Origin of the sequence: Stenotrophomonas sp. LM091, from assembly GCF_001806305.1 — a bacterium.
Taxonomy (GTDB): Bacteria; Pseudomonadota; Gammaproteobacteria; order Xanthomonadales; family Xanthomonadaceae; genus Stenotrophomonas; species Stenotrophomonas bentonitica_A.
The window spans coordinates 12495-32208 of sequence record NZ_CP017483.1 but is presented as its reverse complement, the minus strand read 5'-3'; the positions used below and the strand labels follow the sequence as shown (position 1 = coordinate 32208).

Here is a 19714-nt window from a genome sequence, read left to right as displayed (position 1 = left end):
CCTCAGGCCACGTCGGGTCGGGGAGATGAGGTGCCCTCGAACTTCCCGATTTCGCCCACCTGCGCGGCCAAGCTCGTCCGGGTTAGCGTGTGGATCGGAAGTGCGACGAACGCCTTGATGCGGTTCTCCATGTACACCAGCGCCTGGCGAAAGGCGGCGCGCTGCCACATGTCCCCGCGCGCTTCTCGGCTCGGGTCTTCGATGCCCCAATGCGCGGTGATCGGTTGTCCCGGCCACAATGGGCAGGCCTCGCCGGCGGCCTGGTCGCAGACGGTAAAAACGAAATCCATGGTCGGGGCGTCTGGCACGGCGAACTCGTCCCACGCCTTGGAGCGCAGCCCCTCGACTGGATAGTCGGCCTGACGCAGCGTTTCGATTGCCAACGGGTGGACCTGCCCCTTGGCATGGCTGCCGGCAGAGAACGCATTAAAACGGCCATCGCCGATCTTGCGAAGGACGCTCTCGGCCAGGATCGAGCGGGCTGAATTACCGGTGCATAGGAACAGGACGTTAAAGGGCTGAGGAAAGCTCATGCGCAGGTCTCCGCGGAACAAGGAGTGACGAGGTTATTGAGGGCGCCGCAGATGTCCGGATTCCCGGAGCAGCAGTCCTCGGTGAGAAATTCAAGAAGCTGGCGCATGTCTTCGTAGCTGGCGGCGTACAGGACACGCCGCCCGTCGCGCCAAGAGCGCAGTAGGCTCGCCCGCTCCAAGGTCGCAAGGTGAAAGCTCATGCGCGGTGGCGGAATCGCGAGCGCTTCAGCAATTTCACCCGACGGCATGCCGTCGGGACCTGCGCGGACAAGCATCCTGAATGCGGCCAGGCGATCAGAGTGGGCAAGAGCAGACAGCGCTGAGACGGCAGAGTCATCGTTCATTCGCCGATTCTACAACGATCCTTGTAGGATGCAATCATAGCGGGTGCCGGCACCTATCAAGCCACGTATTGCTTACGCTCCGGTAACCCCGAATGCCACAAGATCCAACGCTTCTCTATGTGCTTGCGCTGGGGACATAGAGCTGATGCCCCGGCAGCGTACACACGCCGGCGTACACAAATGCCACGCTTTGCCGCGCCCGGGTAAAGGCCACGTAGTATTTCGGTGGCGCAGTGATACGCGCCGCATCTGCCGTGCGCAGGTACTGCGTCAACGGCCCGTTGGGGAAGATTAGGACCCGGGAATAGGTGCGGCCCTTGCACTGCCCGAAGTTCACCGCAGGCAGTCCGTCGCAGGCTTGCCGGCGGTCATGCCGAAGCACGGTGGGGGCAAACTCCTGCATGTACGCCGCAACATCCCCTGGAGCGACGAGGTAGATGCCATCGTGCCCGGTGACCTCGCCATTGCCTGATTGAGTTCGGGGCATCTGCGGATAGAGCGTGTCAGCCATATCGCACAGGGCCTGGATGCAGCGCAGACTGATAAGGCGGTGATCCAGCTGGCATAAGCCATCCGACTCCCAGAGCTGAAACAGCGCTGCCAGATTGGGGCCACGATACTGGCTGTGCCTTTGCGCATAGTTGGTTGCATACGTCGCTTGGCGCGTATCACCTACCAACGTAATGGCGATATCACTCTTCAGCAGCCGCTCGACGAGATCCAGATCGTAGCCGGCTAGGTCCTGGACCTCGTCGATGTAGAGCTCGTCGTACATGGCCGCCAAGCGTGCCACGACCTGACCTTGGGTCAGCTCATCGCAGCGCACAGCAAAGTCGGCCGCCCGGTCCGAATACATCCGGTTGCCTGCCAGGTAGTGGCGCGCTACCTGGGTGCGTGGGGCGCGGTTGTTGGTAACACCTTCCACGAACAGGATGGTCTCGATGCGAGGCTCAGGGCACAGCGCAGCTTGGTACGGGCGGATGCACTGGCGCAGCAGAAAGCCATACCAGCTGTGCAAGGTGACATGCGCGGGCACCGCGCCGGCGTGGACCTCAAACGAGCGCCGGATCTCTTCAAGGTTTTCCAGCGTGTAGGTGACAATCGCGATGCGGCGCCCAGGTCGCTCCAAGGCCTGCCGGACCAGCAGCGTGGTCTTGCCCGAGCCTGCCGCTGAGAGCAGTACCCGGTTAGGCGATGGCACGCTGGACATAGTCCGGGAACCTGATCGAGTGAGGACTGTTGAAGATCGCCAGGGCCGTATCGGTCTTATGGCCTTTCATGTACTTGAGCAGCGCCACCTCATCGGCAAACGTCTTGCCCAGCACGGTGTTGAGCTCAGCCAGCGAATTGGCTTTGATCAGCTGCTCTTCCAGCGATGGGGCGCTTTCGTCGGAATCGTAGTAGATCGCGGTGAGGTGCTCGGCATAGCGTTCCTGCACAACCGCGATGTCGCCATCGTTGTCGGTGATCACCTTGGCCTGAATTTTCAGCCGATCCGCAATCTGCAAGAAGCGTTTGAATGCCAGCGATTTGACCGAGATGATGTCCACGCCATGGGCCATCGGTGCCACGCCGTGGTGGTCGCTGTAAGCACGCTGCACGATCAGCTCATCAGATGGCCCTTCAACAAGGATCGCCTGTTTGGCCAGGATCAGCCGCAGCGTGTCATGACCAGGCAGCTTCATGAAATAGTCGTGCGTGTCGCTCGGCAGCTGGTCCAGCTTCATCTGGCCCTGCGCACTGAACAGGATCACGTTGTCCACGCCCAGCTTGTTCAACACAAAGCTGCTGTGGGTGGCGATGATCACCTGCTGGGCGGTGGAAAGGGCCGCAATCTTGTCGATCAGCTGGGTCATGCTGGAGAAGGACAGGTGGTTCTCCGGTTCCTCGATCAGCAGCACGTGGGCCGCCCCGGCCGCGTGCATCGCCAGCTTCATCTTCACCGCGCTCTGTTCGCCCTTGCCGGCCTAGGTGAAGGGGAGCTCATCCAGGTACGGTGACAAGCTGGTTTCCCACGTTGAGCGCGGCGATGTGTCCACCCCCACCGTGAGCGCCCGGTGGCTGATGTCCCCGGTGTGCTCGGTGAGGTACGCATTGATTGCCGCCACATCCGCCTCTTCGGAAAAACTCTGCCGCATGCGGCGGAAGCTCAGCGACAGCGAGACGCGTTGCGCCGGCGTCAGTGCCTGTTCGATGATGCCGGCGATATAGCGATCGGCACCGGACAGAGTCTTGATGCCGTGCGTGTCGATGATGGTGGAGTCAAAGGGAATACTGCGGGCGGTGACGCCATTGTTGGCGAAGGAGTACCAGCGCACCGTGTAGTACTCCACCGGCAGGCTGACCGCGCCCTGGTGCTGCTGCAGGTAGGCGCTGAACTCCTCGCGGTAGTCGTCGTTGAGCTCAACCAGCAACCGGATGCCGGCGGTGTCTTGGCGCAGCGAGTTGTTGGTGCCGCGCAACGAGGCCAGCGCGGCGTCGCCGCCCAGATAGGCTTCGATGGAGATCCGCGGCGGCGATGCCGGCGTCCCTGCAGCAAGCGTCGCCAAGTACTCCCGCACCGTGGGCTGGTGAAACAGGTGAGGCGTTAGCTCGTAGGCAAGATTGCGCCCATGCAACTGCCCGGTGACCACCGCGTGGATGGCCTCCAGCAGGGTGGACTTGCCGACCTCGTTGTCGCCCACCACCAGGTTCATGTGGGCGTTGAGCGGCAGGTCCAGATGCCGAAACGACTTGAAGTTGTCGATGACGATACGTTCGATCGGCATGCACAGTCCTTTGATGAACAACGGGCTCGGTGGCGGAGCCTGGCCGCACCCTGGCTGGCCTCCTTTCCGCTCTGGGCCATACTACCCAGCGATCGCCGGCCTTGGGAGGTTTCGTACTATTTGGGGCGCTGGGAAGGGCAAGAATCGGCCTTACGCGGGATAATTCAATATTATCCCGCCTAACTATTAGACCACTCACCCGGATTGATCTCGCATTGATTGGTACGTAATTACATGGTATGTAATGCGTTACGAAAAACCCGGAGAGGACGTATGGCTCGGTCTGGCTTGTACAAAAGCGATGTGCAGCGCGCTCGGGACAGCCTCCGAGCCGAAGGCAAGAACCCATCGGTGGATGCCGTACGCGTCGCGCTAGGCAACACCGGGTCCAAAACGACCATCCACCGCTACCTGAAGGAGCTGGAAGAAGAGGACGGGCAAGGCTTAGGCGCCAAGATCGCGATCAGCGACGTCCTGCAGGATTTGGTAGTTCGCCTGGCCGAACGGCTGCATGCCGAGGCCGAAACGCTGGTCGCCCAGGAGCAGGAGAGGTTCCAAGCCGAGCTGCACGAGCGCACCCAAGCCCTGGAACAAGCCCGGCAAGAGGCCGGCAACCTCAGTGCGCAGCTTCAGCGCACCGAGACCCTGCTACAGACAGAGCGCGAGGCGGGCGAAGTCGCCAGGGGCGACTTGGCCAGCCGTATCACCGAACTAGCACAGCTGGAGGAGCGCATTGCGGGCCTCACAGCGCGGTTGACGGAGCACGAAAGTCACGCGCGCTCCCTAGAGCAGAAGCACGAGCATGCGAGGGAGGCCCTTGAGCACTACCGCACTTCGGTCAAAGACCAGCGCGAGCAAGAGCAACGCCGGCACGAGCACCAGGTGCAGGAACTGCAGGTCGCTCTGCGCCAAGCCAATGAAGCGTTGACCTCCAAAAACCACGACCTGGTGCAGCTCAACCGGGAAAACGGCCAGTGGCTTGCCCGCCACACCCGGCTGGAAAGCGAGTTGGTGCAGACGCGCCAGGCCGCCCACGCTCAGCAGTGCGAGCTCGATGCTCTGCGACTGACCGCGGCAGAGCTGCACGGCCTGCAGGCGCGCTGGGGGCAAGATGTCCAAACACTGGATGCCGTCCGAGTTGAACTTGTCCAAGCCCGGGCCGATCTGGCTCAAGAGCGGGATCGACGCGAACGAGCCGAGACGGAGTTCTTGCGAGCATCGGTGCGTCTGAGCACGCTGGAGCCCCTTTTGGCGCACCTACATTCCGTGACCACGGAAGTCCCGGCGACGAAGACGATCTCGCCTAAGAAGATGCCGCGGTAACGCCGGCCAACCCCATGGCCCAACGGTCGCAGAGAGCCCTGCATTGACCGTAAAGACCACACCTTACGGAAATCACCAGGGCAATCTGACGCCTGGCCGACACCGTATGGGGAGTCGAGCCGCTCCAGCTCTCGGAGCGACCGGGAGTCAGTGCCATCGATCATGAGCACTTTCCCAGCGCCCAGACTTGAGCAACTGGGAATGGTGACCCAGGCCAAGGGGAGAGCGCTCTTCCCCCGCAAATGACGATACCCCAAGTCGGAATAGAATTGACCGCGACCCTATATCTAGCACGACCTCGACGGCTTCTTAGGCCGCGGCAATCCAGCTAACACTACCAACATGCGAGCGGGCAGGTTCAGTTCGCGCTCAATTGCAGCGCGTCGGTATGGCGTCATCTTCTTCCATAAGCGAATCTCGGCCTGAGATCGGCCGCAACCTTCGCAGATCGCGGCGGCCGTGAACACGCAGCGATTTCTGCAGGGTGTTTTCATTGTTCACGCCTGACTTCAATCGTAACGTGGACCAGTTCTTCGTGGATGCGGAGGGCATCCCTGAAGTAGTCAGCAGACACTGCCTCTTGGGTCACCAGGGCAAGAATGCAGGCGTAGTGGTTGCGACCGACGCGCCAGACGTGGATGTCCTCAATGCGAGCCACAACACCCGACTCGGCAATGACCTCACGGACCTCCTGAACCACCGCGGCATCCATCTCCGCATCCAGGAGTACCTTGCTCGTATCTCGCAGCAGCCCAATGGCCCAGACGGTGACTAGGACAGCACCAGCAATGCCCATCACAGGGTCCAGCCAGGCTGCGCCCCATATCTTTCCGCCGAACAGGGCGACGATCGCCAGTACCGAGGTTGCCGCATCCGCCATGACGTGTATATAGGCCGAGCGTAGATTTAGATCGTGCGCGTGCCCGCCATGCTCCTGGTCATCGTGCCCAGCATGTGCGTGGCCATGGCCGTGATCATGGTCGTGGTTGTCGCGGAGCAGCCAGGCACAGATCAGGTTGACGGCCAGGCCAACGAAGGCGATGACAATAGCTTGGTTGTAGTGGATCTCGGTAGGTGACAACAGTCGATTTACCGACTCGAAGGCCATGATGCCTGCGACGAACAGCAGCAAGATGGCACTGGTGTAGCCGCCGAGGACTTCTACCTTCCAGGTGCCGAATGCAAAGCGCGGGTTGCCCGCATGCTTGCGCGCGAAGGCGTAGGCAAATGCGGAGAGACCAAGGGCCACGGCATGTGAGCTCATGTGCCAGCCATCCGCCAAGACTGCCATCGAATTGTACCACCAGCCTCCAATGATCTCCACGATCATCATGACGGCAGTCAACCAGAATGCTCGACGGGTGTTCAGTTCGGCCAAGGGGTTCCGCGACCCGAACTGGTGGGTGTGGGCCGGGACCGGGGCCGGGGCGACTAGGTTAAGGGGTTCGTGCATAGGGGTGGGGGGTATATTCGGGTACCCCCTAAGGGTATACTATTATTCTATGTCGCACATCCACGAGAATCCAAAGAAGCTCTTGACCCGCGTCCGTCGCATTGGCGGTCAGGTCTCTGCGCTGGAGAAGAGTCTGGAGGGCGGAGCAGATTGTGTGGATGTCTTGACTCAGATCGCTGCGGTACGTGGGGCCATGCACGGCCTCATGCTGGAGGTGCTCAATGCTCATCTCAGGGCTCATGTGGCCGACGAGCCAGAACAATCCGCCCGTACCGAAGAGGTCGAGGCTGTGGCACGACTGATGAAGTCGTACTTCAAGTAGACAGCGCGCTCTCAGCTATCGAACCTGCCTTTCGGCTCCGCCAAGCGTCAGCTCATTCTTCACATCGGTGGGGCTAGCCATTCACGGGCACATTGCCAGCACCGGCGCAGAAGGGGGTCGATCAAGCATGCCTGCAGTCGCTAAGTACCCTCTTGTGCACAAGTTCACCTAAAGGCTCTGGAGCCACCGTTAGCACAGCTGCATTCCCTGCGCGCCAGCGGAACCAACCCCCGAACGATCTCATCGGAAGAGACGCCGGCGCCATAGCCTGGGAAGAGAACACCAGGCGCAACGATCATAAGGAGCTTTGCCATGAGTGTAGTCACCACCACACCCCCGGAAATCACCCGCGCGGTGCGGCGCTTAACCGATTCGGTCGTGCGCGGGGCAGACCCGGTCTATCTCCCTGTGCAGCCGGAAGCCGATGCGATCGTGCTCGAGTGCTTTCCCAACGTGCAGACCAAGGTCGCGCGGGACGGTGGCCAGATGTTGTGCGGGTGGCAACTGTGGGAATGGCCGCACGTGCTGGTCGAGGCAGAATTCCACGCGGTGTGGGTCAGCCCCGCAGGGGAAATGATCGACATCACGCCAAAGCCAGAAGGCGAGAGGCGGATTCTTTTCGTGCCGGATCCGCGCAGGCGCTATGAGGGCGTGACGATCGACAATGTCCGCATGCCGCTGCGCGATGACCTGCTGATCAAGCACTTCATCCAAATGTCCGAAGCGATTGTCCAGGTGATGAACCGCGGCGAGCGCGCATCTCAGTACGGAGAGGTGAGCGTCCCGGCCAACGAAATCCAGCCCCTTCTCCAGGCGAGGGATTTCCTGGGCCAGTCACTCGGTGCGGGGCTGCGCGAGCACGCGCCGTGCCTGTGTGGCAGCGGCAGCAAGTACAAGCGCTGCCATGGCGCGCAAGTAAAATCATTCTTCCGTCGTTGACGGTGGTGCCCCTGGTCGGAATCGAACCGACGTGCACGCGCTTATCTGGCGCGTGCTCTCACCGGGGTATAAGGCCGGCGCTCTGACCAACATGAGCAACAGGGGCGTGATCGATCGATGCGATCACGCCGGTATTCGGGGGTCGAGCGGGCTTAGGCAATTCATAAGGGGATGGACGCCACGCCGCTATCCCCTGGCGCGACGGTAGGACTGAGCCCACGCGGGAGCTGGGACGCGGTCGGTCGCCACCAGCCAGGCCATCCGCAAAGCCTGCGCGTCCACTAACGCATGGTGGCGTCTGGCCCTATGCTCCGGATGGGCTGCAACCAATCCTCGACCAGCATCCCCGGGAGGCCTTCCTTCGACATGCGTGTCATGACCGGGGCCGGCCGGGGCCCGCAAGCGGCAACTTGGTCATCGGGGAGCTCAAAACCATCCAGGGCATACCGCAGCAGCTGAAGATCGTTCGGGAAATCTGCCATAACCGCCGGCGCGTCGGCCTCGCTAAGGAAGGCGCGCAGCTCGGTAGTAAGGGCGGCATCCGGCAGGGCCGTACCGCCGCGGTCGAGCAGCGGGTAAACGCTTTGACGAACGAAATCGGTTGGGCTTTCGGGCAGATCGGCTCGCTCGGCGTAAAAGTGGCGATCACCGTCCTCGTTAACCAGCGCCAGGCTCACCAGCTCGCTGCCGGTTACATCGGCCCATTCGGTGTCCAAGAAATAGTAGGTGGTGGCCATGGTTGAATGGTGCCACAGCTTCCCGGGGAGGGCCGGGCCTGGAAGTGCGGCCGAGGGTAGAATTTCACCGATCCATCAACCGGTTAGCGAAAATCTGGCCGTGCTCGTAACGATTCCCTGCCAACCCTCAACTGGTTCAGCTCAACCGCGACAACGGGCAGTGGCTGGAACGCCACAGCCGCCTAGAGAGGGAACTGGCGCAGGTGCGGCAAGCTGCGGACGACCAGCGGAAGGAGCTGGACGCGCTGCGGCTTACGGCTGCGGAGTACCAGGCCTTGCTGGCACGCTGGACCCAGGACGCCCAAGCGTTGGAGAGCGCACGGGTCAAGCTGGCCAATGCTCACGCCGACTTGGCCAAGGAGCGAGAACGGCGTGAACAAGCCGAGGCCGAAGCGTTGCGTGCCGGTGTGCGCCAGGACACCTTGGAGCAGTTGCTGGCGCAGTTGCGGCCCGATCGCGCCGACAGTTCAGGTACCAACAAAAATCCGGCAACCAAATGATTTCACGGAAGAAATCAAATTCTGGGGGGCATTTTTGCACGTATCTCGGCTTAACCCCACTTCCGCCATCCTTATGGGGTTTCCATGGGGGGTGCGCGTGACTTTGTCCGTCAACTCAACACCGACCTTCGCTCGACGCCTCCAACAAGCCCGCCTGCACACGGGTTTGTCGCAGAAGGAGTTGGGCATCCGGGCCGGTCTGGATCCTTACGTGGCCAGCCCCCGAGTCAACCAGTACGAACGTGGCAAGCACGAGCCCAAGCTGGAGACTGCTGAGCGGTTGGCCCAAGCGTTGGGGATCCCCGCCGCCTTCCTTTACACCGACGATGATCTGCTGGCCAAGTTGCTCCTGCGCTGGGGCTCGCTAAGCAAGCAGCAGAAGCGGGAGTTGGTGAAGCTGATCGAGGCCACACCCGAGAAGTAAACCGAACAAGCGCTAGCCCTATGGGCAACCCTTCGCCTCAACCCGCCCATTGGGCGCTCCTGGAGGGAGCTGCAGTGGCCGTGACTAGTGCGACTGACAAGTGGCGGCATCTCAGGCCTACTTGAGATTTTGTTCACGACCGATACACACGCGCCTTGTCTAAAGTGATTTACAATGTCGCCCGTGTCAGCCTCCTCACTTCTACTGCGACTGCTCCTGATCGTCATGCTCGTGCTTAACGGCGCGTGGTCGGCATTTGCGTCGATCAGTATGAACCCGGCCATGGAAGCGCAGGCCAGCGAAGTGGCTGCCGCGGTGCAAGGCGACGAAGACTGCGTCGCCCATCACAGTGCTGAGAATCATCCCGATGCCACCTCGATTGAAAGGGCTGGCACTGGGCATGGCGACCATGCCGGTCCCGACTGTTGCAAGTCTTCTGCGTGCCGGTGCGCCTGCGTACACGCGTGCGCGAGCGCACTTCCGGCGCGCCTGCATGTTTCGGTGCAACTGGCCTTGGGCCTGGATGTCATGCCGCTGCCCCTAGGGCATGCGGCACCTGCCTTGCCTCATCTGATCCGACCACCGATCGGCTAAGCGTCCCTAAGCGCCGCAATGGCGCCGTTGGTGTGGCTTGCATGCCTATTTATAGGCCAGCCGCCCGCTCTGTACCACCGCCCGCCGGTGGCAACACGACGCTTGGAGCATTTTCATGTCGCATGATGATTTTCGTGGTCCACACGGTGGACCGCCGCTGCTACCTTCGCGGCGGCGATTTGTCCAGGGCTTGGCCTTGGGAGGCGCAGTCGCAGGATTAGGTTTCTGGCCCAAAGCCAGTTGGGCGCTCAAGGGCCCGGGACAACCCAACGTACTATCGGGCACCGAGTTTGACCTAACCATCGGCGAGACGCCGATGAACTTCACCGGCAAGACCCGCACCGCGATCACCGTCAATGGGTCCGTTCCGGCGCCGTTGCTGCGGTGGCGGGAAGGCACCACGGTCAGCCTCCGTGTCTCTAATGCATTGCCGGCCAACTCCCTCCATGGCACGGACACTTCCATCCATTGGCACGGCATCATTCTGCCGGCCAACATGGACGGCGTGCCGGGCCTGAGCTTTGACGGTATCGGACGTGGTGAGACCTACCACTATCGGTTCACCCTGCATCAGGGCGGCACCTACTGGTACCACAGCCACTCAGGATTCCAGGAACAAGCCGGGCTTTATGGGCCGATCGTGATCGATCCACTGGAGCCAGAGCCTTTCAGCTTCGATCGCGACTACGTCGTGATGCTGAGCGATTGGACAGACCTGGACCCGACGGCCCTGTTCGATCGTTTGAAGAAGATGCCGGGCCATGACAACTATTACAAGCGCACGGTCGGCGATTTTGCGCGCGATGTGAAGCGCTACGGTCTGTCGGCCACGTTGGAAGATCGCAAGATGTGGGGCGTGATGCGGATGACGCCCACGGATCTGTCCGACGTCAACGCCAACACCTACACCTACTTGATGAACGGCACGACCTCACTGGGCAACTGGACCGGTTTGTTCCGCAGTGGCGAGAAGGTGCGCCTGCGTTTCATCAATGGCTCTGCCATGACGTACTTCGATGTGCGTATTCCGGGGCTGAAGATGACCGTGGTGGCGGCAGATGGCTTGTATGTCCATCCGGTTTCCGTCGACGAGTTCCGCATCGCGGTAGCAGAAACCTTCGATGTGATCGTGGAGCCCTCCGGGCAGGACGCATTCACCATCTTTGCCCAAGACTCCGGTCGCACCGGCTACATCAGCGGCACGCTCGCTGTGCGCGAAGGATTACGCGCGCCCGTTCCGTCTGTGGATCCCCGGCCGCTGCTGACGATGGCAGACATGGGCATGGATCATGGGTCGATGGATATGTCTGGCGGCAGCAAGGGCATGGAAGGCGGCTGTGGTGCGGCCATGGGCATGCCTGGCATGACCCCACCTGTCAGCGGTAACGCGACCTCGGCCCATGCAGGCCATGCGATGCCCGCCGCCGGCGATGGTGCCATGGCAGGCATGCAGCACGGGGGCATGCAATCACACCCTGCTAGCGAGACCAACAATCCCCTGTTGGACAACCAAGCCATGAGCGTGAGTTCGCGCTTGGATGATCCGGGCAATGGCCTGCGCGATAACGGCCGTCATGTGCTGACGTATTCCATGCTCAAGAGCACCTTTGAAGACCCTGACGGACGCGACCCCGGTCGCGAGATCGAGCTGCATCTGACCGGACACATGGAGAAATTCTCCTGGGGCTTCAACGGTCAGAAGTTTTCCGATGTCGAGCCGCTGCGGCTGAACTACGGCGAGCGTATGCGCATCGTATTGGTTAACGACACGATGATGACCCATCCCATCCATTTGCACGGCATGTGGAGTGACGTGGAGGACGACAACGGCAACTTCATGGTGCGCAAGCACACGGTGGATATGCCGCCAGGTAGCCGACGCACGTATCGCGTGCGTGCCGATGCGTTGGGCAGCTGGGCGTTCCATTGCCACCTGCTTTATCACATGGAAGCCGGAATGATGCGCACGGTGAGGGTCGACGAATGAACATCAATAGACGCGATACCACCCTGACTGCGCTGACGGCTATCTCGCTGGCCCTGGCCAATGCGGCCAGCGCCCAATCTATGCAGCACGGCTCCATGCAGATGGAGCAGGGCGCGCAGACCCAGACTCAGGATCACTCTGCACATCAGGCGCCGACATCAAAACCTGCGCCAGCCCAAAAGCCTGCAACACCGGCCAAGACGAGCGAAGCGACGATCGATCATGCGGCGATGGGCCACGCCGAGCCGCAGGCTAACGCAGCCGAGCCTGCCATGCAGGGCATGGACCATTCGCAGATGGGGCACGGCTCGCCCGCGAGCACACCTGCGGCGCCCACAGCGCAGGCGCAGTCGATGCAGGGCATGGATCACAGTCAGATGGCACAGCCCGCTGCAGCCGACACCTCCGGCACGGCCACGCCTGCGATGCAGGGGATGGACCATTCGCAGATGGGCCATGATTCGCCCGCGCCCGCTACACCAGAAGCGGGAATGCAATCGATGGAGGGCATGGACCACAGTCAGATGGGACACGGGCCTGCAGCGCCAACGCAGCCGCGCACCCCGATTCCCGCGGTGACGGACGCGGATCGCAAGGCGGCCATCGCGCCGGAACACGCGCATCCGGTGCATGACAACTCGATCAAGAGCTACGTGCTGCTCAATCGCCTGGAAACCTGGGATGCCGATCCGGGCACCGGGCTGGGCTGGGAGGGCCAGGGCTGGATCGGTACGGACCTCAATCGCGTCTGGCTCCGCAGTGAAGGCGAACGCACGGATGGTCAGACCGAGTCGGCTGATCTGGAAGTGCTTTACGGCCGCAGTATCTCCACGTGGTGGGATGTGGTGGCCGGTGTGCGTCATGACTTCAAGCCTGGGGCATCGCAGAACTTCGCCGCTATCGGTGTACAGGGCTTGGCGCCGATGAAGTTCGAAGTGTCCGCCACAGCCTATCTCGGCGAAGGGGGCCAGACTGCCGCCAATGTCGAGGCCGAGTACGAATTGCTGCTAACCAACCGGCTGATCTTGCAGCCGCTGGTGGAAGTCACCGCCTATGGCAAGAACGATCCATTGCGCGGGATAGGTTCGGGTCTGAGTGCCGCTGAGGCGGGGCTACGACTTCGCTATGAGTTCACCCGAAAGTTCGCTCCCTACATCGGCGTGGTGTACGAGCGCGCGTTTGGCAATACCGCAGACATGCGACGCGAGCATGGCGAGTCCTTTGAAGACACGCGCTTGGTCATCGGCCTTCGTACCTGGTTCTAAGGGGAAATGACAATGAAATCCAACAAAAAGATGTGGGTATGGCTCGGTGCCGGCGTGGCATTGGTTGCGGTGGTCGCAACCGCCACGGTCTCTCTGGGCGTGTACAACGTGGCCGCCGACGATCCGCATAGTCGCCCGGTGTATGCGCTACTTGAAACGGCGCGCGAGCGTTCCATTGAGGTGCGCGCCGCCAAGCTTCAGCTACCCACGAACCTTGATGATCCTGAGCGTATCCGCCAGGGTGCGGGCAACTACAACGCCATGTGCGTGACCTGCCATCTTTCACCAGACGCGGCGGCCACCGAGATGAGCAAGGGCCTGTACCCCGCGCCACCGAACCTAAGCAAACAGCCGGTCGCTCCAGCTGAGGCGTTCTGGGTGATCAAGCACGGCATCAAGGCCAGCGGCATGCCCGCTTGGGGCGGCAGCATGGACGATGAGTTCATATGGAACATGTCGGCCTTCCTGCAGAAGTTGCCCACGCTGGACGCGACTGCGTACAAGGAACTTGTCGACAGCAGCGAGGGCCATTCGCATGGCGGCGGCGAGACGCAAGGCCACCATGACGACGAAAAGGCCGAGGATCACCCTGCCTTATTCGAGCCGGGCAACAACTCCATGCCGCATGCGCACCCGCCGGGCGTGGACGACGATCACCACGGCCCGACACCCAGCGACACGGAAGTCGGGTTGGTGAGCCACGGCCATCCCGACGGCAAGGTGGAGTCGCACCCTGCACCACACACGCCCGTGGCCGATGACGGCCATGCGCACACCCATTGATCTCCTTGGAGCCCACGCAATGAACGCAACAGCAATCTCGTTCACCCTCGCACTGGCACTGGCCGTCGTGTCCCCCGCAATGGCGCAGGCGACACAGCCGCACGCACATCACCCCGCTGCCGCGGCATCTGCGGACGTCGACGTCCCAGTCACTGCAGAGGCCGCGGTCGCCGTAGCGGAGCGTTTCAACAGGGCCCTGTCTAGCGGCGATCTGGCCACGGTCGAAGCCCTGCTCGCTGCCGACGTTCTCATCCTCGAGTCCGGGGGCGCCGAACGCAGCCGCGAGGAATACATGGGCCATCACGCAGTCAGCGATGCGGCGTTCCTCAAGGGCGCCCATCGCCAGCTGCTCCGTCAGCGCGCACGAGCCGCTGGCGAGTTCGCGTGGGTCGGAACCGAAAGCGAGTTGCATGCCCAGAAGGACGGCCAGCCACTGACCGTCCAGAGCGCCGAGACGATGGTGCTGAAGGAGACCGCGGACGGCTGGCGGATCGTCCACATCCACTGGTCCTCGCGGACCAAGCGCTGAGTCGAGAGATTGAAATGACTACGCTCACATTGCACCGTCTGACTTTTGTGGTCCTTGCCGTGGCTGGTCTGGGTGCTTGCACCCAGGATGCTTCGTCCGCGCAACCCACAACCTCGCCCTCCGCACAGGTTGTCGCCCAATCAGCCGACGCGACTCCAGCAGCCCTGCCACGCATGACCGTCCACAAGACCCCGACCTGCGGGTGCTGCGGTGTCTGGATCGACCACGTGCAGAAGGCGGGATTCACCGTGGATGTGCACGACATGGATGACCTGGGTCTGGTCAAGGAGCGGTTGGGTGTCCCCTATGCAAAGGGCTCCTGCCACACGGCCGAGATCGGCGGATACGTCATCGAAGGCCACGTTCCGGCCGCGGACATCAAGCGTCTCCTCGAAGAAAAGCCGAACGCACGCGGCCTGGTCCTCCCAGGGATGCCGCTTGGTTCTCCGGGCATGGAGGTCCCGGAGGGACGCCAGCAGCCGTTCACGGTCGAGCTGATCCATCGCGACGGAACCACTGAACCGTTCGCACAGCACTGATCCGTCGCAGCAACAGGGGACGGTGTTGCGGGCGCGCCGATTCTCGCCCGCGAGGAAGAAGGAGAACTACATGACTCACCATTCCGCAGCACACCGGCCCCAGGCCATGAACGAGTGCATCGACAACTGCACGCAATGCCATGCGATCTGCCTGGAGACCATCAACTACTGCCTGACCAAAGGAGGTGTTCACGCGGCCCCGGAGCACATCGCCCTGTTGGCGACGTGTGCCGATACCTGCGCAACCAGTGCCGACGCGATGCTGCGCGGTGCCAGCGTTCACGACGTGGTTTGCGGTGCCTGCGCGGAGATCTGCCGCCAGTGCACCGATGCATGCGACGCCATGAACGACCCTGAGATGACGCGCTGCGCCGAAGTTTGTCGCCGCTGCGCGGAAAGCTGCAGCGCCATGGCAGCGTAATGCGTCGAGGATCCCGCCTGAGCCGGTGGGATCCTCGTCTCGCGAAAGCGGAAGTATCAAGAAAATCCGACAAATCGTGGTTTCGGTGACAGTCCGACATCTAACGCTTGTCGCATCGAACACAGCGCGGCCCCTCCCGAACGGGCTTTGCATCACATTCCAATGAGGATTTATCCATATGAAGTCGTCCAACGTCATTCGCTCCTTCGCGCTCGTCCTCGCAATCGCGGCCGGGCAGTTTTCGCTGCAGGTCGCGCACGCCCACGCCGCGCTGCAGCAGTCCACACCGGCGGCAAATGCGGTGGTGGCCTCGCCAGGCCAGATCGATCTCGTGTTCAACGAGACATTGATTCCGCGGGCGTCGCGTCTCAAGTTGCTCATGAAGCACGGCAGTTCCACCATGCCGATCGAGAATTTCACGACCGAGATCGTCAACAACGGCAAGACCCTGCGTGCCAAGTTGCCTGGACCGCTGGCTCCGGGCGTCTATACCGTGGAATACCGCGCCGTCGGTGGTGACAACCACCCCATGCCGGGCAGCTTCAGCTTCACGGTGCGCTGAGGAGTCGCGAATGTTCGACCTGTCGGCTTATGCACTGAGATTCTTGGAATACCTTGTCATCATGGTTCTTTTCGGGGTTCCACTCTTCGGTTGGTACGGGTCGCGTCGATCGGCACTCGCCGACGCCTTGGCCGGGTGGTCACTCATGGGCGTTCTATTGGCGGGTGCCGTAGCCGGTCTCGTGCTCACCGGGCTCGATGTCGTCTTCAAGACCGCGGGCATCATGGGAATGCCGCTTGCCGAGGTTGATCGCGCATCGCTTGGCTGGTATCTGCTCGAGACGTCCGCGGGCCGGGCAGCCATGGCGAGAGGCGCGCTGCTGGTCGCCCTGATGTTCGTGCTCGGATGGCATCGTCGCCGCGGGAAGGTGGAGACCGCCTTCCCGCTGGGGGCGATGCTGGCGGGCGGCGCACTCGCTTCGCTGGCATGGAACGGCCACGCCGCCGCTGGCGAGGGCTTGGCAGGCGCGGTCCGGCTTGCTGCAGGCATCGTCCATCTTCTCGCGGCAGGCGGCTGGATCGCAGCGGTCCTGATGTTCCTTGCCATGCTGCTGCGCGGCAAAGAGACGAACGGCAGCGGGCGTCTGCGATCAACGCATGACTTTCTGCATGGTTTTTCGACGCTGGGAACGATCTTCGTTGGTGCGCTCATCGTGTCCGGCATCGCGCACTACGGGGATCTCACCGCGTGGTCGTTTTCGGCCCTGTTCCAGAGCACCTACGGGAAGTTGCTGCTTTTCAAACTGGCCCTGTTCGCTGGAATGCTGGGTTTGGGAGCGCTGCACCGATGGACGCTGGTGCCGCGCTTGGAACGAGCGCTGACCAGCGGAGATCCCGCGCAGGAGGTGCGGGCTTTGCGGCAGAGTGTTACGGCTGAGGCCGCGCTGGCCATCTTGATCCTGATTGTTGTTTCAGTGCTCGGGACGCTCAGCCCCGAATAGCTGTGTAACCCGCAATGGCACACTGCCTTGGCAGTCCATCCCCACTAAAGCGAGCATCGGCATGAACTCACCGTCGTCCCATGACCATCACCATTCTGCAGGCGCAGCCCCTGTCGAGGCTGCGGATGGACGGGTCATCACCAATCCCGTCCGCTATACGGACGATGCTCCCCAGCAAGTTGAAGTGACCGCCCCAGCAGCGGTGGCCCAACCCAGCGGTACCCACGCCACGGTCTACACCTGCCCGATGCATCCCCAGATTCGTCAGCCAGGTCCCGGCACCTGTCCGATCTGCGGCATGGCGCTGGAGCCGGAGATGCCCTCGCTGGAGGAGGACGACAATCCAGAGTTACGCGATTTCACCCGAAGGTTCTGGTGGACGTTGCCTTTGACGTTGATCGTCCTGGTCTTGGCCATGCTGGGACACCGTCTGCCCGGCTTGTCCACGCAGGCGCGCACCTGGATTGAGCTCGTGCTGAGCGCCCCGGTGGTGCTCTGGGCGGGGTGGCCTTTCTTTGAGCGCTGCCTACAGTCCATCGGCAATCGCAGCCCCAACATGTGGACGCTGATCGGCATCGGCGTGGCCGCCGCGTTTGGCTACAGCGTGGTGGCCACCGTGGCACCGGACCTGTTTCCGGACTCTTTCCGCGAGCATGGACGGGTAGGGGTCTACTTCGAGGCGGCAGCGGTCATCGTCTCGCTCACCCTGCTCGGACAGCTGCTGGAACTGCGGGCGCGTTCCAAAACCTCGGCGGCCATCAAGTCCCTGCTGGGATTGGCGCCCAAGACGGCTCGCCGCGTCAAACCCGATGGGGGCGAAGAGGACGTTGCGCTGGATCACGTGCACGTGGGTGATCTGCTTCGCGTACGACCGGGCGAGAAGGTGCCGGTCGATGGGGAAGTCATCGAAGGCCGCGCCAGTGTCGATGAGTCGATGCTGACCGGTGAACCCATTCCGGTGGAGAAGGCTGTCGGTGATCACGTTATAGGCGCCACGCTCAACGGGACGGGCGCCTTAGTCATCCGGGCGGACAAAGTCGGATCCGGGACGGTACTGGCGCAGATTGTGCAGTTGGTAGCCCAAGCCCAGCGCTCCCGCGCGCCGATGCAGCGTATGGCGGACAAGGTGGCGTACTGGTTTGTCCTGGCCGTGCTGGCCACGGCGGTGCTCACGTTCTTCGGATGGGGTCTGTTTGGACCCGAACCGTCCTGGACCTTTGCCGTCCTCAATGCCGTATCGGTTCTGATCATTGCTTGCCCGTGTGCCTTGGGTTTGGCTACCCCCATGTCGATCATGGTCGCCACTGGCCGCGCTGCGCAGGTCGGGGTCCTGTTCCGCGATGCTCAGGCGATCGAGCAGCTACGTCTGATCGACACGTTGATCGTGGACAAGACCGGTACGTTGACCGAGGGGCGTCCAGCCTTTCGCGACACGCTCTCCAACGCCGGCTTCGACGCCGATCAGATCCTTTGTTTGGCCGGCAGCTTGGAGCAGGGCAGTGAGCACCCCTTGGCCGAGGCCATCGTGGCTGAAGCCCAGCGACGTGGCTTGAACCTGGTGGCCGCCCAAGATTTTGATTCGCTCACCGGCCAAGGCGTCCGCGGGCGCGTGTCCGATCAGGATGTCGTGCTCGGCAACCAAAGCCTGATGGCGTCGGTTGGCGCCGATGTAGCACCTTTGCAAAGCAGCGCCGAGCGTCTTCGGAAAGAAGGCGCTAGCGTGATGTTCCTGGCGGTCAATGGTCGGTTGGCCGGCGCCATTGCGGTGGCTGATCCCATCAAAGCCACGACCTTGCCTGCCTTGAACCTGCTACGTGCCGATGGCCTGCACGTGGTGATGGCCTCCGGTGACGCACAGGCGACGGCCGAGGCCGTGGGGCGCACGCTGGGCATCGAGGATGTGCGTGGTGGCGTCAAGCCGCAGGACAAGGCCGACCTGGTCCAGCAACTCAAAGCCCAGGGTCGTCGCGTGGCCATGGCTGGCGATGGCATCAACGATGCGCCGGCCCTGGCGGCAGCCGATGTGGGCATCGCGATGGGGACGGGCACGGATGTGGCCATGTCCAGCGCCCAGCTCACCCTGGTCAAGGGTGATTTGAGGCGCATCGTGCAAGCCCGTGCCATCTCGTCTTTGACGGTGGCCAATATGAAGCAGAACCTGGGCTTCGCCTTCGTCTACAACGCCATCGGCGTGCCTATCGCCGCCGGCTTGCTGTATCCCAGCTTCGGCCTTTTGCTCAGTCCGATGATGGCGGCCCTGGCCATGAGCCTGAGCTCGGTTTCGGTGGTCACCAATGCCCTGCGTTTGTCCGGCTCCACCGTTGTTGCCACCCCCCACCCTGACCGCGCCGATGAGCCTGCGCGCGGCCATTCCTGTCACTGATGGCTCATATCCCACAAGGAGTACTGCAATGAAGCGTTATGCCTCCCTCTCGATGATGGCCTTGTTCCTGATGGCGGGCGCGGCCTTCGCCGGCGGCCAGACCACCACGCCCACCACCGACCACGGTCAGCACAAGCCGGCGGCGGCCGATGCCGATTTCACCAAGCTCGATGCCAACAAGGACGGCTCGCTGTCCAAGGAAGAACTGGCCAAGCACAAGCTGGCGCCGCACTTTGGCATGCTCGATAGCAACAAAGACGGCAAGCTGAGCCCGCAGGAATTCGCTGCCGGCAAGGGTATGTAAGTGTTCTCAGCCCGGGAGCTGTTCCAACAGTTCCCGGGTTCTTCCGCCGTTCTGCCATTCCCAC

General features: G+C 62.2%; 22 protein-coding genes, 1 tRNA gene and 1 pseudogene. 16 read left to right on the top strand and 8 right to left on the bottom strand.

The annotated features are described in order from the left end of the window. Positions 1 to 2: 2 nt before the first annotated feature. From BIZ42_RS00170 to BIZ42_RS19820, 5 genes are all read right to left on the bottom strand, one after another. Positions 3 to 533, bottom strand: coding sequence for an arsenate reductase ArsC (locus BIZ42_RS00170; RefSeq protein WP_070425140.1), 531 nt, complete (start codon positions 531 to 533; stop codon positions 3 to 5). Continuing rightward, positions 530 to 877 (bottom strand): metalloregulator ArsR/SmtB family transcription factor, encoded by a 348-nt coding sequence (locus BIZ42_RS00165; RefSeq protein WP_070425139.1) that lies wholly within the window; start codon positions 875 to 877, stop codon positions 530 to 532. Before BIZ42_RS00165 ends, BIZ42_RS00170 begins: the two co-directional genes overlap by 4 nt. 115 nt (positions 878 to 992) lie before the next feature. Beyond that, on the bottom strand, positions 993 to 2087 hold the full coding sequence (locus tag BIZ42_RS00160; RefSeq protein ID WP_070425138.1) for a UvrD-helicase domain-containing protein: 1095 nt from the start codon (positions 2085 to 2087) through the stop codon (positions 993 to 995). After that, complete coding sequence (locus BIZ42_RS19825) at positions 2065 to 2814, bottom strand: TOPRIM nucleotidyl transferase/hydrolase domain-containing protein (protein ID WP_237393575.1); 750 nt, start codon at positions 2812 to 2814, stop codon at positions 2065 to 2067. The genes BIZ42_RS00160 and BIZ42_RS19825 overlap by 23 nt, the downstream gene beginning before the upstream one ends. A 30-nt stretch (positions 2815 to 2844) precedes the next feature. Next, on the bottom strand, positions 2845 to 3645 hold the full coding sequence (locus tag BIZ42_RS19820) for an ATP-binding protein (protein ID WP_237393540.1): 801 nt from the start codon (positions 3643 to 3645) through the stop codon (positions 2845 to 2847). Positions 3646 to 3918: 273 nt separating this feature from the next. Between BIZ42_RS19820 and BIZ42_RS00150 the strand changes: the two genes are divergently transcribed. Beyond that, positions 3919 to 4968: a DNA-binding protein gene (locus tag BIZ42_RS00150; RefSeq protein WP_046936191.1), complete on the top strand. Its 1050-nt coding sequence runs from the start codon at positions 3919 to 3921 to the stop codon at positions 4966 to 4968. Positions 4969 to 5458: 490 nt separating this feature from the next. Here the strand turns inward: BIZ42_RS00150 and dmeF are convergent, their stop codons facing one another. Continuing rightward, complete coding sequence (dmeF, locus tag BIZ42_RS00145; protein WP_070425137.1) at positions 5459 to 6421, bottom strand: CDF family Co(II)/Ni(II) efflux transporter DmeF; 963 nt, start codon at positions 6419 to 6421, stop codon at positions 5459 to 5461. 49 nt (positions 6422 to 6470) lie between these two features. Here dmeF and BIZ42_RS00140 point away from each other — a divergent pair, with 49 nt between their 5' ends. Beyond that, positions 6471 to 6743: a metal/formaldehyde-sensitive transcriptional repressor gene (locus BIZ42_RS00140; protein ID WP_046936187.1), complete on the top strand. Its 273-nt coding sequence runs from the start codon at positions 6471 to 6473 to the stop codon at positions 6741 to 6743. A 312-nt stretch (positions 6744 to 7055) separates the two neighbouring features. Further along, positions 7056 to 7682 carry an SEC-C domain-containing protein gene (locus BIZ42_RS00135; RefSeq protein ID WP_052758893.1) on the top strand — a complete coding sequence of 209 codons (627 nt, stop codon included), beginning with the start codon at positions 7056 to 7058 and terminating at the stop codon, positions 7680 to 7682. Positions 7683 to 7685: 3 nt separating this feature from the next. Here BIZ42_RS00135 and BIZ42_RS00130 read toward each other — a convergent pair. Beyond that, positions 7686 to 7788: transfer RNA gene (locus tag BIZ42_RS00130), tRNA-Ile, on the bottom strand. 175 nt (positions 7789 to 7963) lie between these two features. Further along, positions 7964 to 8419, bottom strand: a complete 456-nt coding sequence (locus BIZ42_RS00125) for a 3'-5' exoribonuclease (RefSeq protein ID WP_237393539.1) — start codon at positions 8417 to 8419, stop codon at positions 7964 to 7966. 131 nt (positions 8420 to 8550) lie between these two features. Here BIZ42_RS00125 and BIZ42_RS00120 point away from each other — a divergent pair. The 13 genes and pseudogenes from BIZ42_RS00120 to BIZ42_RS00065 form a co-directional block, all read left to right on the top strand. Continuing rightward, positions 8551 to 8919, top strand: a pseudogene (locus BIZ42_RS00120) (transposase); the annotation flags it as partial. A gap of 73 nt (positions 8920 to 8992) precedes the next feature. Beyond that, complete coding sequence (locus tag BIZ42_RS00115) at positions 8993 to 9343, top strand: helix-turn-helix transcriptional regulator (protein ID WP_046936183.1); 351 nt, start codon at positions 8993 to 8995, stop codon at positions 9341 to 9343. 174 nt (positions 9344 to 9517) lie between these two features. Beyond that, positions 9518 to 9937, top strand: coding sequence for a CopL family metal-binding regulatory protein (locus BIZ42_RS19135; protein WP_080354476.1), 420 nt, complete (start codon positions 9518 to 9520; stop codon positions 9935 to 9937). Positions 9938 to 10052: 115 nt separating this feature from the next. Further along, positions 10053 to 11924, top strand: coding sequence for a laccase-like oxidase CopA (locus tag BIZ42_RS00110; RefSeq protein WP_046936179.1), 1872 nt, complete (start codon positions 10053 to 10055; stop codon positions 11922 to 11924). Then, positions 11921 to 13189, top strand: a complete 1269-nt coding sequence (locus BIZ42_RS00105) for a copper-binding protein CopB (RefSeq protein ID WP_005413421.1) — start codon at positions 11921 to 11923, stop codon at positions 13187 to 13189. Before BIZ42_RS00110 ends, BIZ42_RS00105 begins: the two co-directional genes overlap by 4 nt. 12 nt (positions 13190 to 13201) lie before the next feature. Then, the gene (locus BIZ42_RS00100; protein WP_012480216.1) at positions 13202 to 13972 is read left to right on the top strand and encodes a cytochrome c; all 771 of its coding nucleotides are present in this window, start codon (positions 13202 to 13204) and stop codon (positions 13970 to 13972) included. Positions 13973 to 13991: 19 nt separating this feature from the next. Further along, complete coding sequence (locus tag BIZ42_RS00095) at positions 13992 to 14501, top strand: nuclear transport factor 2 family protein (RefSeq protein WP_012480215.1); 510 nt, start codon at positions 13992 to 13994, stop codon at positions 14499 to 14501. Positions 14502 to 14674: 173 nt separating this feature from the next. Beyond that, on the top strand, positions 14675 to 15040 hold the full coding sequence (locus BIZ42_RS00090; protein ID WP_019184727.1) for a DUF411 domain-containing protein: 366 nt from the start codon (positions 14675 to 14677) through the stop codon (positions 15038 to 15040). A 70-nt stretch (positions 15041 to 15110) separates the two neighbouring features. Then, a complete protein-coding gene (locus BIZ42_RS00085) occupies positions 15111 to 15461 on the top strand; it encodes a four-helix bundle copper-binding protein (RefSeq protein WP_070425136.1) in 351 nt (116 codons plus the stop codon). Between the two features lie 178 nt (positions 15462 to 15639). Next, positions 15640 to 16023, top strand: coding sequence for a copper homeostasis periplasmic binding protein CopC (copC, locus tag BIZ42_RS00080; RefSeq protein ID WP_005413416.1), 384 nt, complete (start codon positions 15640 to 15642; stop codon positions 16021 to 16023). A 10-nt stretch (positions 16024 to 16033) separates the two neighbouring features. Then, positions 16034 to 16963: a copper homeostasis membrane protein CopD gene (gene copD, locus BIZ42_RS00075; protein ID WP_017354978.1), complete on the top strand. Its 930-nt coding sequence runs from the start codon at positions 16034 to 16036 to the stop codon at positions 16961 to 16963. 61 nt (positions 16964 to 17024) lie between these two features. Then, positions 17025 to 19346, top strand: coding sequence for a copper-translocating P-type ATPase (locus BIZ42_RS00070; protein ID WP_219625521.1), 2322 nt, complete (start codon positions 17025 to 17027; stop codon positions 19344 to 19346). A 28-nt stretch (positions 19347 to 19374) separates the two neighbouring features. Then, positions 19375 to 19650: a hypothetical protein gene (locus BIZ42_RS00065; RefSeq protein WP_005413412.1), complete on the top strand. Its 276-nt coding sequence runs from the start codon at positions 19375 to 19377 to the stop codon at positions 19648 to 19650. Positions 19651 to 19714 lie beyond the last annotated feature (64 nt).

Coding starts and splice junctions, on each gene's coding strand:
- BIZ42_RS00170 (WP_070425140.1), bottom strand. CDS start 533: ATGAGCTTTCCTCAGCCCTTTAACGTCCTGTTCCTATGCACCGGTAAT.
- BIZ42_RS00165 (WP_070425139.1), bottom strand. CDS start 877: ATGAACGATGACTCTGCCGTCTCAGCGCTGTCTGCTCTTGCCCACTCT.
- BIZ42_RS00160 (WP_070425138.1), bottom strand. CDS start 2,087: ATGTCCAGCGTGCCATCGCCTAACCGGGTACTGCTCTCAGCGGCAGGC.
- BIZ42_RS19825 (WP_237393575.1), bottom strand. CDS start 2,814: ATGAAGCTGGCGATGCACGCGGCCGGGGCGGCCCACGTGCTGCTGATC.
- BIZ42_RS19820 (WP_237393540.1), bottom strand. CDS start 3,645: ATGCCGATCGAACGTATCGTCATCGACAACTTCAAGTCGTTTCGGCAT.
- BIZ42_RS00150 (WP_046936191.1), top strand. CDS start 3,919: ATGGCTCGGTCTGGCTTGTACAAAAGCGATGTGCAGCGCGCTCGGGAC.
- dmeF (WP_070425137.1), bottom strand. CDS start 6,421: ATGCACGAACCCCTTAACCTAGTCGCCCCGGCCCCGGTCCCGGCCCAC.
- BIZ42_RS00140 (WP_046936187.1), top strand. CDS start 6,471: ATGTCGCACATCCACGAGAATCCAAAGAAGCTCTTGACCCGCGTCCGT.
- BIZ42_RS00135 (WP_052758893.1), top strand. CDS start 7,056: ATGAGTGTAGTCACCACCACACCCCCGGAAATCACCCGCGCGGTGCGG.
- BIZ42_RS00125 (WP_237393539.1), bottom strand. CDS start 8,419: ATGGCCACCACCTACTATTTCTTGGACACCGAATGGGCCGATGTAACC.
- BIZ42_RS00115 (WP_046936183.1), top strand. CDS start 8,993: ATGGGGTTTCCATGGGGGGTGCGCGTGACTTTGTCCGTCAACTCAACA.
- BIZ42_RS19135 (WP_080354476.1), top strand. CDS start 9,518: ATGTCGCCCGTGTCAGCCTCCTCACTTCTACTGCGACTGCTCCTGATC.
- BIZ42_RS00110 (WP_046936179.1), top strand. CDS start 10,053: ATGTCGCATGATGATTTTCGTGGTCCACACGGTGGACCGCCGCTGCTA.
- BIZ42_RS00105 (WP_005413421.1), top strand. CDS start 11,921: ATGAACATCAATAGACGCGATACCACCCTGACTGCGCTGACGGCTATC.
- BIZ42_RS00100 (WP_012480216.1), top strand. CDS start 13,202: ATGAAATCCAACAAAAAGATGTGGGTATGGCTCGGTGCCGGCGTGGCA.
- BIZ42_RS00095 (WP_012480215.1), top strand. CDS start 13,992: ATGAACGCAACAGCAATCTCGTTCACCCTCGCACTGGCACTGGCCGTC.
- BIZ42_RS00090 (WP_019184727.1), top strand. CDS start 14,675: ATGACCGTCCACAAGACCCCGACCTGCGGGTGCTGCGGTGTCTGGATC.
- BIZ42_RS00085 (WP_070425136.1), top strand. CDS start 15,111: ATGACTCACCATTCCGCAGCACACCGGCCCCAGGCCATGAACGAGTGC.
- copC (WP_005413416.1), top strand. CDS start 15,640: ATGAAGTCGTCCAACGTCATTCGCTCCTTCGCGCTCGTCCTCGCAATC.
- copD (WP_017354978.1), top strand. CDS start 16,034: ATGTTCGACCTGTCGGCTTATGCACTGAGATTCTTGGAATACCTTGTC.
- BIZ42_RS00070 (WP_219625521.1), top strand. CDS start 17,025: ATGAACTCACCGTCGTCCCATGACCATCACCATTCTGCAGGCGCAGCC.
- BIZ42_RS00065 (WP_005413412.1), top strand. CDS start 19,375: ATGAAGCGTTATGCCTCCCTCTCGATGATGGCCTTGTTCCTGATGGCG.